This is a genomic window from Corynebacterium sp. HMSC05C01 (assembly GCF_001807155.1).
GTDB lineage: Bacteria > Actinomycetota > Actinomycetes > Mycobacteriales > Mycobacteriaceae > Corynebacterium > Corynebacterium coyleae.
The window spans coordinates 1-789 of record NZ_KV787975.1 but is presented as its reverse complement, the minus strand read 5'-3'; the positions used below and the strand labels follow the sequence as shown (position 1 = coordinate 789).

1 pseudogene is annotated in these 789 nt (G+C 54.5%); it reads right to left on the bottom strand.

From position 1 onward, the window contains the following. A pseudogene (locus HMPREF3145_RS10860) lies at positions 1 to 643 on the bottom strand (IS21 family transposase); the annotation flags it as partial. Positions 644 to 789: the final 146 nt, after the last annotated feature.

The following is a 789-nucleotide window of genomic DNA, read 5'->3' as shown; positions in this document are numbered from 1 at the left end:
CCGTAGAAGCATTATCCGGCACGATGACCGCCGGGATTTTGCCGAGATAATTCAATGCTTTGACGTGGCACTCAATCCAAGCCGGCATCTTCTCATTCGCAGCAGCAGTGACATACATCAGCCCTGAGTACGGGCTTACCGCGACAAACAGTGATGCCTTGAATGCAATATCCCCACTGGCTTGATCGAGCACCGCTACTTTGTCACCGGCCCAATCCACGTAGAGCTCTTGGCCCGGTTCATGGGTGATGACCTCGACGAGATCATTGGCGCGGAGAAATTCATTGAGCCCACTGCAAAACTGGGTGTACTGGTACTTTGTCTTGTCAGTCGGGCAAGGCTGCGACAGGTAGTCCATCCACAGCTTGTGCCTGGTCACGTGCTTATTGCTTTTGAGTTTGTGTGCAAGACCTTGAAAATCCGGCTGGTCGTAGGACAGTGTGCGCTTGCTGCGGCCGTCGCTGAATCGCTCATCGAACCATCCCGGTGGAAGCTGACGGAACGTCTCTAAACTCAGTGACTCCTCAGCGATGATCTTCTTTGCGCGGGATACTTCTCGTCGTGAACACCCCAATGCATGTGTGATCTGTGCGTAGCTTGCACCGTCAAGGCACATCGCGACGATTTGTTTGAAGTTGGCCACAAAGACCGGCTCCTTCCAAGTAGAGGTTGACGCGGCACCATCGAAGTACGGCGCCGCCAACATCAACTATGAAAGAAACCCCCTCGCAGTACCGGGTACGCGGAACACCGGTACCAACTACGCGGACTCGCGGTACCAACTACCCC